Raw genomic sequence first — 7,104 nt, 5'->3', positions numbered from 1 at the left:
GTGTCGCCCGGGGCGAAGGCCGGGGGTTCGCGGTCGGCGGTCAGCTTGCCGAGCTGTTCCTGATCGATCTGTTCGATGACGTTCATGGCTCTCATTCCTCAAACCAACGTGCCGCGCCTCAAACCCACCTGAGGCGCTAGCCTTTGTCCTTCGTGTAGCGCGCCCAGAGGTCCGGGCGGCGCTGCCTGGTAATCTCCTCCGCGCGGGCCTGACGCCAGCGGCGGATGTTCTCGTGGTGCCCCGAGGTCAGAACCTCCGGCACCGGGCGGCCCTGCCAGTCGGCGGGCCGCGTGTAGAGGGGATACTCCAGCAGCCCCTCAAAACCTTCCGCCCCGAACGATTCCTCGCCCGGGCTGTCTGCGTTCCCCATGACGCCTGGCAGCAAGCGTACAACCGCGTCCATCAGCACCAGGGCCGCCGTCTCGCCGCCGGACAGGATGTAGTCGCCGACCGAGACCTCCAGGATGCCGTGGGCCTCCAGGACCCGCTCGTCCACCCCTTCGTAGCGGCCACAGAGCAGGGTGACACCCGGCCCCGCCGCCAAATCCCGCACCAGGTCCTGCGTCAAGAGACGCCCCCGGGGCGAGAGGTACAGGACCGGAGCTTCGCCCTCTGATCCTGCTGCAGCGCCGCTCCAACTCTCGCGGGCGGAGGAGAGCGCCACATCCACCACATCCGGCCGCATCACCATGCCCGCGCCGCCCCCGAAAGGGGTGTCGTCGACGCTGCGGTGTTTATCGCGCGCGAAGTTCCGGATGTCCAGAACATCAAGCGCCCAGAGGCCCTTATCCAGGGCCTTTCCCGCCAGACTCTGCCCCAACGGCCCCGGAAACATCTCCGGGAAGATCGTCAGGACCAGCGATCGCCATGCCGCCATGGGACCTCCTCTCCCGACGCTCTCCGCAACCCCGGCCTGGGTCCTGGTCCAAACCGGGCCCGGAACCGAGCGCGAGGCGGCGCTTTATGGCGCCGGAAGGCCGGTTTGTCCAGCCCAAAGCGCCGCTTTTCCGCGCGGCCAGCGGTCCGGTCCGGAGCGCGCGCCGGTCAGCTTTCCCGGCCCTCTTCCGCACCTCCATCTGGCGGTACCGTCACCTCCTCGGGCGCCACCACCACCAGCCGGCCCGCCGCCAGATCGACCTCCGGCACCACCGCCCGGGTGAAGGGCAGCAGCAGGCTTCTTCCCTCCGCGTCGACGATCTCCAGGAGGTCGCCGGCGCCGTAATTATCCACCGCCTTCACCTGGCCCAGCGGCCGGCCATCGGGGGCCTCGGCCGCAAGGCCGATCAGGTCGGCATGGTAGAAGACCTCGTCCTCCGCCACCTCGGGCAGGGCGCTGCGGGCGACGTAGAGTCGCGTGCCGCGCAGGGCCTCGGCCTGGTTCCGATCCTTGACCCCGACCAGCCGCACGAGAACGGCGCCCTTGGCCTGGCCGACGGGCTCCAGCGTCCAGCGCTGTCCGCCGCTCTCATCGGTCACCGGTCCGTAGGCCGCCACGTCCTCCGGCACTTCGGTGAAGCTTTTCACCTTCACCAGACCGCGCACGCCGTGGGGGCCGGCGATGACGCCGAGGCAGACCCGCGCCGGCTGCTTCGGCGTCGCTGCCATGACCGGCCTCCCGCGGGTCCGCCGCGCGGGTTACTCGGCTTTCGCCTCTTCGGCGGCCTCCTCGGCGGGGGCCTCTTCAGCAGGGGCCTCCTCAGCCGGCGCTTCCTCTGCAGGCGCTTCTTCTGCGGGGGCGGCCGCCTCGGCAGCCGCGGCTTCCGCCGCCGCCTTCTTCGCCTCCTCGGCTTCCTGCAGGCGCTCCTGCGCCTTCTGGCCCGGCTGGTTCTTCTTGGTCTGGTTCGGGATGCGGCGGGCCGGCGCCAGGTCGGCGGCGGCCAGGAAACGGCTCACCCGGTCGCTGGGCGTGGCGCCCACCGACAGCCAGTGCTTCGCGCGCTCGGTGTTCAGCACCACCCGCTCCGGGTGGTCCTTGGCGACCATGGGGTTGTAGGAGCCGATGCGCTCGATGAAGCGCCCGTCGCGGGGGCTGCGGGAATCGGCGACGACGATGCGGTAGAACGGCCGCTTCTTGGCGCCGCCGCGGGACAAACGGATCTTCAGGGACATCTGAACTGCTCTCTTTCTGCTGTCGGTCTGTTTTGTTGTTTGGTTTGTTCGGAATTCTCTTTGGGCGTCCGGTCTAGCCGAAGGGGTTGCCGCCGCCCGGCATCATTCCCGGCAGGCCGCCGCGCAGCATGCCTTTCTTGCCCATCTTCTGGACCCGCTTCATCACCCGGGTCGCATCCTTGTGCTGCTTCAGCAGCTTGTTCACTTCCTGCACCGTGGTGCCGGAGCCCTTGGCGATGCGCTGCTTACGCGAAGCCTTGATCAGCTCCGGCTTCTGGCGCTCGCCCGGGGTCATGGAAGACAGCACCGCCAACTGGCGCTTCACCATGCCGTCGTCCAGCTTGGCCTTTTTAAGCTGCTGCATCTGGCTGCCGGACATCCCCGGCAGCATGCCCATCAGGCTGGAAAGGCCGCCCATCTTCTGCATCTGCTGAAGCTGCTTGGCAAAGTCGTCGAGGTCGAAGGTGCCTTTCTGCAGTTTCTTGGCGAGCTTTTCCGCCTCATCCTGCTCGATGGTCTCCGCCGCTTTTTCGACCAGCGAGACCACGTCGCCCATGCCGAGAATGCGTGACGCCACGCGGTCAGGATGGAAATCCTCCAGATCGTCCAGCTTTTCGCCGACACCGATCAGCTTGATCGGGCAGCCGGTGACCGCGCGCATGGAAAGCGCCGCACCGCCGCGGGCATCGCCGTCGACCCTGGTCAGCACGATGCCGGTCAGATCGACCCGCTCCTTGAAGGCGGTGGCCACCGTCACCGCGTCCTGGCCGGTCATCGCGTCGGCAACCAGCAGGCTCTCGTGGGGCTTGGCGGCATCGCGCACCGCCGCCACCTCGGTCATCAGTTCCTCGTCGATGGCCAGACGCCCGGCGGTATCCAGCATGACCACGTCATAGCCTTCCAGCGCCCCGGACTGCATGGCCCGCTTGGCGATCGCCACCGGCGGCTCGCCGGGCACGATGCGCAGGGTCGCCACCCCGGCCTGCTCGCCCAGCACCTTCAACTGCTCCTGCGCGGCCGGGCGGCGCACGTCGAGGGAGGCCATCAGGACCTTTTTCTTTTCCCGGTCCTGCAGGCGGCGCGCGATCTTGGCGCAGCTCGTTGTTTTACCGGAGCCCTGCAGGCCGACCAGCATGATGCCGACCGGCGCGGTGGCACGCAGGTCGATGCCGACCCCGGTGGCGCCCAGGGTTTCGACCAGGTGATCGTGGACCACCTTGACCACCATCTGGCCCGGCGTGACGGAGCGCAGCACCTCCTGCCCGATGGCCTTTTCGCGCACCCCGTCGATGAAGTCCTTCACCACCGGCAGGGCGACGTCGGCCTCCAGCAGGGCGACCCGCACCTCGCGCAGGGCGGCGTTCACGTCGGCTTCGCTGAGCGCGCCGCGGCGCGTCAGCTTGTCGAAGACGCCTGAAAGCCGTTCCTGAAGGCTATCGAACATAAGTGTCTGTCGGTCCTGATTTACCAGGGATCACTACCCGTGATCCCTGTATTGCGTTCATGCGCCACGCGGGCTGCGCTCCCACTTGGTCGCTAGTCCTCAATCTCAGGCCCCTCCGGGGCCCAGAGATCTTCGTCCGTCAAACCACGACAACCCAACGGATTTCGCGCCAGTGCGCGAAAACTCGCGGACTGGCGGGGCTGCCCACCATCGGGTGGGCGAAAGCCGGTCAATTCACCTTGGCCTGAATGGCGCGGAACTTAGGGGGCCGGGACCCCCAGGTCAAGCCCGGCGAGAAGCAGGTTCAACACCGGCTTTTCCCGACTTCAAAACGAAAACGGCCGCCCTTCCTGGGCGGCCGGATCGAAAAGCTTTCCGGTACTCTGAAGCTTCAGCCTTTTGAGATCAGTCGGCTGCCGCGATGTTCACGGCCTTGGGGCCGCGGGCATCGGGCTGAACCTCAAAAGTCACCTTCTGGCCTTCGACCAGCGGGCCCATGCCCGAACGCTCAACGGCGGAGATGTGAACGAACACATCCTTGGAGCCGTCTTCAGGAGCGATAAAGCCGAAGCCTTTGGTGGTATTGAAAAATTTCACGGTTCCCGTGATCATGGTCTGGGTCTTCCTTCGCACTGCAAACGTCGTACGCCCCGGCAAAACACTGTCCGGGCCGCGTTAAGGCACAACATAGGTCATGGAAACTCAGGCACGGACGCTCTTTTTTCCAGAGATCCGACCCCAATCGATCCGATCCATGGCTATACAACCGATCCTGCGGCTTCTGACCTTACGTCCGTCACCACCACTACACCTATGCGCTGGCGCGTCGGAAAGCAAGATGATTCACACCTGATTTTGTCGCTAATCCAATCGGATAAGCTGACATCTTGATGACTTCAAGTCAGCGAAGACTGCCCGCCGCACGACCCTCGGCCAGGGCCAGGCGCAGATCGCGCAGCATCGCCTCGACTTCGCCGGTCAGCGCCAGGGTTGCGTTGGCCCTCGCCTCTTCCTGGGCCGATTGCCGCACCGCATAGCTGTTGCCGGAGGTCGTGATCCGCCGCACCGGCTGCTCCGCCACCGCAGAGGCCATGCCATAGCTATAGCCGTTGCGGACGTCGACGAGCACCGCCTGGGCCGAGCCCTGGGCCGCGACATCTTCGGTCGGCAGGAAGAACCCGATCAGCGCCAGCTTGGTGACGGCCAGGGGATTGCTGGTTTCCTCGGATGTACCGAAAGTCTCGTAGATCAGCACCGCGTCGAGATGCTGGCGCGCCGCACCGAGACGGATTTCCCGAACCACCTGGGCCAGGGACTTGCGGTACTGGCTGAAGGGATCGCGATGAACCGGCGCGGTTGCAGAGACAGGGGTCGCCAAGGCAGCGATCAGCGGCGAGACCGGAACGAAGTCGCCGTAGCCCGGCCCCAGACGTCCGGCCAGGGCTTTCCAGGCTTCAGCCTCTGCCGCCGGCACGGGGGCAAGACCGTCTCCGCCAATCCTGGCGAGCCCGATGCGGGCAGGAAAGCGCAGTTGCGGCTCCACCTTGGCCGCCGCGACGATCGCCGCGTCGGTCGCCGCTGACTGCCCGGCATCGCCGCCCGTCGTTTTGTAGGCGGCCAGATACTTCGATCCGGACGTTGTCTGAACGTGATGGCCGCAAGCGGCCAGCAAAACAACGAGGCCAAGCGCGAGGCCGGCCTTGAGGCAAGGTAGGTTTTGCATGATCTCCCCCTGAAGACGCTGCGCGCGGCAGGCTGCCTGCGCGTTCTGGAAGAGCTTGAAAGGCAAAGCGCCCGGAAAGAGGGCGCAGTTGTGGCAAATTTTGGGCGGCGATATGCGCAGATAAGCTAAAGCGGGGACCGATCCATTTCGGCCCCCGCTATCAAGAAAAATTTGTGAAGTGTGTCAGTTACAGGGGCAGGTGCCGCTGCAGGAGGTCTGGTTGTCGATGTCGTGGCAGCCGGTGTCTTCGCCGGTGATTGTGTCCCAGAACTGCACCCAGGCATGGTCTTTGATGACCACCGGCTTGCTCTGGATCCGGTTGCTCGCCTGCGGACCTGTAGGGCGGGGCGGCACGATCGGCTTTTTCTGCACCTGCATCTTCATGGTCGGGCTCTTCGACACGTCGGCCTCGGCAGCACCGTGGAAGGTCATCGACATTGTCAGTGCGACAAGAGCGGCGGCGGCAAGTCCAAGAAGAGTCTTGGTTTTCTGAATGCGCATGAAATCCATTCCTTACAAAAATTTGGTTTGGGTAATTGGGTTGGGGGTTGTCCATAAAACTGGTCCCCAGACCACCGCGATGCCGAGAGATCAAAAAGGCGGCTGCGGCGGGCAACGCGGCGGCTGCGGGCGGTGGAATACAAAGAACGGGCGCAGGCGTGAACCCGAGAACACGCAGGTATGTTCTGCAGCTTTGCATGAAAGCGCTTAACGCCGTCGTCGGTGCAGGAAATCCGCCGTTTTCCCGGCCGGACCTTCCCGCCTGTCTCTGAAGGAGTAGCCCATCCTGGACTTACCGGCCCCGGCGGTCCTATAACCCGCTTCATGACCGCACGCCCCTTCATCAAGATGCACGGCCTGGGCAACGACTTCGTCGTCGTTGACGCCCGGGACGAGCCGTTTTTACTGACCGACGACCTGGCCCGGGCCATCGCCGACCGGCGCAGGGGTGTGGGCTGCGACCAGCTGCTGATCATCGAGCCGCCGTCCAACGGCAGTGCCGATGTCTTCATGCGCATCCGCAACCACGACGGCGGCGAGGTCGGGGCCTGCGGCAACGGCACCCGCTGCGTCGCCGCCCTGGTGATGCAAGAGACCGGGCAGGACCGCCTGACCATCGAAACCCAGCGGGGCCTGCTGCAGGCCAGCGCGGCCGGCCGCAACCGCGTCCAGGTGGACATGGGCGAAGCGCTGACCGGCTGGCGCGACATCCCTTTGAGCGAGGAACGCGATACCCTGCACCTGGGTCTCGCTTCCGGGCCCCTCAACGATCCCGTCGGCGTCAACATGGGCAACCCCCATGCGGTCTTTTTCGTTGAGACGGTAGAAAGCCTGCCGCTGGACCGGCTCGGCCCGGCCCTGGAACACGACCCGCTGTTTCCCGAGCGCGCCAACATCGGCGCCGCCGAGGTGATCGGTCCGAATCAGTTGCGGCTGAGAGTCTGGGAGCGCGGGGTCGGCCTCACCCAGGCCTGCGGCAGCGGCGCCTGTGCCGCGGCCGTCGCCGCCGCCCGCCGCGGCATCACGGGACGCAAGGTCGAGGTGGTGCTGGACGGCGGCGCCCTGGAGCTGGAATGGCGAGAGGACAGCCACGTGCTGATGACCGGGCCGGTGGCCACGGCCTTCACCGGGGAGCTGGCGCTGTGAGCAGCGATCAGAAGCCCGGAAACAACGCACCGCGCATCCTCACCTTCGGCTGCCGTCTCAACGCCTATGAGTCGGAGGTCATGCGCGGGCATGCCGAGGCGGCGGGGCTCGACAACAGCGTCATCGTCAACACCTGCGCCGTCACCGGCGAGGCCGAGCGCCAGGCGCGCCAGGCGATCCG

General features: G+C 66.1%; 7 protein-coding genes and 2 pseudogenes. 2 read left to right on the top strand and 7 right to left on the bottom strand.

All coding sequences use genetic code 11. The features are described from left to right. Positions 1-136: 136 nt before the first annotated feature. From trmD to Q0982_RS13470, 7 genes and pseudogenes are all read right to left on the bottom strand, one after another. Positions 137-877, bottom strand: coding sequence for a tRNA (guanosine(37)-N1)-methyltransferase TrmD (gene trmD / locus Q0982_RS13500; RefSeq protein WP_299396416.1), 741 nt, complete (start codon positions 875-877; stop codon positions 137-139). A 167-nt stretch (positions 878-1,044) separates the two neighbouring features. Then, entirely contained in the window at positions 1,045-1,605 is a 561-nt protein-coding gene (gene rimM, locus Q0982_RS13495; RefSeq protein WP_299396414.1) for a ribosome maturation factor RimM, read from the bottom strand. 141 nt (positions 1,606-1,746) lie between these two features. Then, positions 1,747-2,109 (bottom strand): annotated as a pseudogene (rpsP, locus tag Q0982_RS13490) (30S ribosomal protein S16); the annotation flags it as partial. Between the two features lie 73 nt (positions 2,110-2,182). Continuing rightward, on the bottom strand, positions 2,183-3,553 hold the full coding sequence (gene ffh / locus Q0982_RS13485) for a signal recognition particle protein (protein WP_299396411.1): 1,371 nt from the start codon (positions 3,551-3,553) through the stop codon (positions 2,183-2,185). 405 nt (positions 3,554-3,958) lie between these two features. Further along, on the bottom strand, positions 3,959-4,165 hold the full coding sequence (locus Q0982_RS13480; RefSeq protein ID WP_299396409.1) for a cold-shock protein: 207 nt from the start codon (positions 4,163-4,165) through the stop codon (positions 3,959-3,961). 289 nt (positions 4,166-4,454) lie between these two features. Beyond that, positions 4,455-5,276, bottom strand: coding sequence for a hypothetical protein (locus Q0982_RS13475; protein ID WP_299396408.1), 822 nt, complete (start codon positions 5,274-5,276; stop codon positions 4,455-4,457). Positions 5,277-5,459: 183 nt separating this feature from the next. Next, positions 5,460-5,786: a hypothetical protein gene (locus Q0982_RS13470; RefSeq protein ID WP_299396406.1), complete on the bottom strand. Its 327-nt coding sequence runs from the start codon at positions 5,784-5,786 to the stop codon at positions 5,460-5,462. Between the two features lie 315 nt (positions 5,787-6,101). Here Q0982_RS13470 and dapF point away from each other — a divergent pair, with 315 nt between their 5' ends. Then, on the top strand, positions 6,102-6,923 hold the full coding sequence (gene dapF, locus Q0982_RS13465; RefSeq protein ID WP_299396405.1) for a diaminopimelate epimerase: 822 nt from the start codon (positions 6,102-6,104) through the stop codon (positions 6,921-6,923). Next, positions 6,920-7,104, top strand: a pseudogene (locus Q0982_RS13460) (tRNA (N(6)-L-threonylcarbamoyladenosine(37)-C(2))-methylthiotransferase MtaB); the annotation flags it as partial. The gene dapF and the pseudogene Q0982_RS13460, both read left to right, overlap by 4 nt.

The organism is Pelagibius sp. (assembly GCF_028281305.1).
Lineage (GTDB): Bacteria > Pseudomonadota > Alphaproteobacteria > Kiloniellales > Kiloniellaceae > Pelagibius.
Note: the sequence above shows the minus strand (reverse complement) of the source record. Positions and strands in the feature narration are given on the sequence as shown.

Bases quoted from the DNA above. Each gene is read 5' to 3' on its own strand.
- trmD (WP_299396416.1), bottom strand. From the start codon at position 877: ATGGCGGCATGGCGATCGCTGGTCCTGACGATCTTCCCGGAGATGTTT.
- rimM (WP_299396414.1), bottom strand. From the start codon at position 1,605: ATGGCAGCGACGCCGAAGCAGCCGGCGCGGGTCTGCCTCGGCGTCATC.
- ffh (WP_299396411.1), bottom strand. From the start codon at position 3,553: ATGTTCGATAGCCTTCAGGAACGGCTTTCAGGCGTCTTCGACAAGCTG.
- Q0982_RS13480 (WP_299396409.1), bottom strand. From the start codon at position 4,165: ATGATCACGGGAACCGTGAAATTTTTCAATACCACCAAAGGCTTCGGC.
- Q0982_RS13475 (WP_299396408.1), bottom strand. From the start codon at position 5,276: ATGCAAAACCTACCTTGCCTCAAGGCCGGCCTCGCGCTTGGCCTCGTT.
- Q0982_RS13470 (WP_299396406.1), bottom strand. From the start codon at position 5,786: ATGGATTTCATGCGCATTCAGAAAACCAAGACTCTTCTTGGACTTGCC.
- dapF (WP_299396405.1), top strand. From the start codon at position 6,102: ATGACCGCACGCCCCTTCATCAAGATGCACGGCCTGGGCAACGACTTC.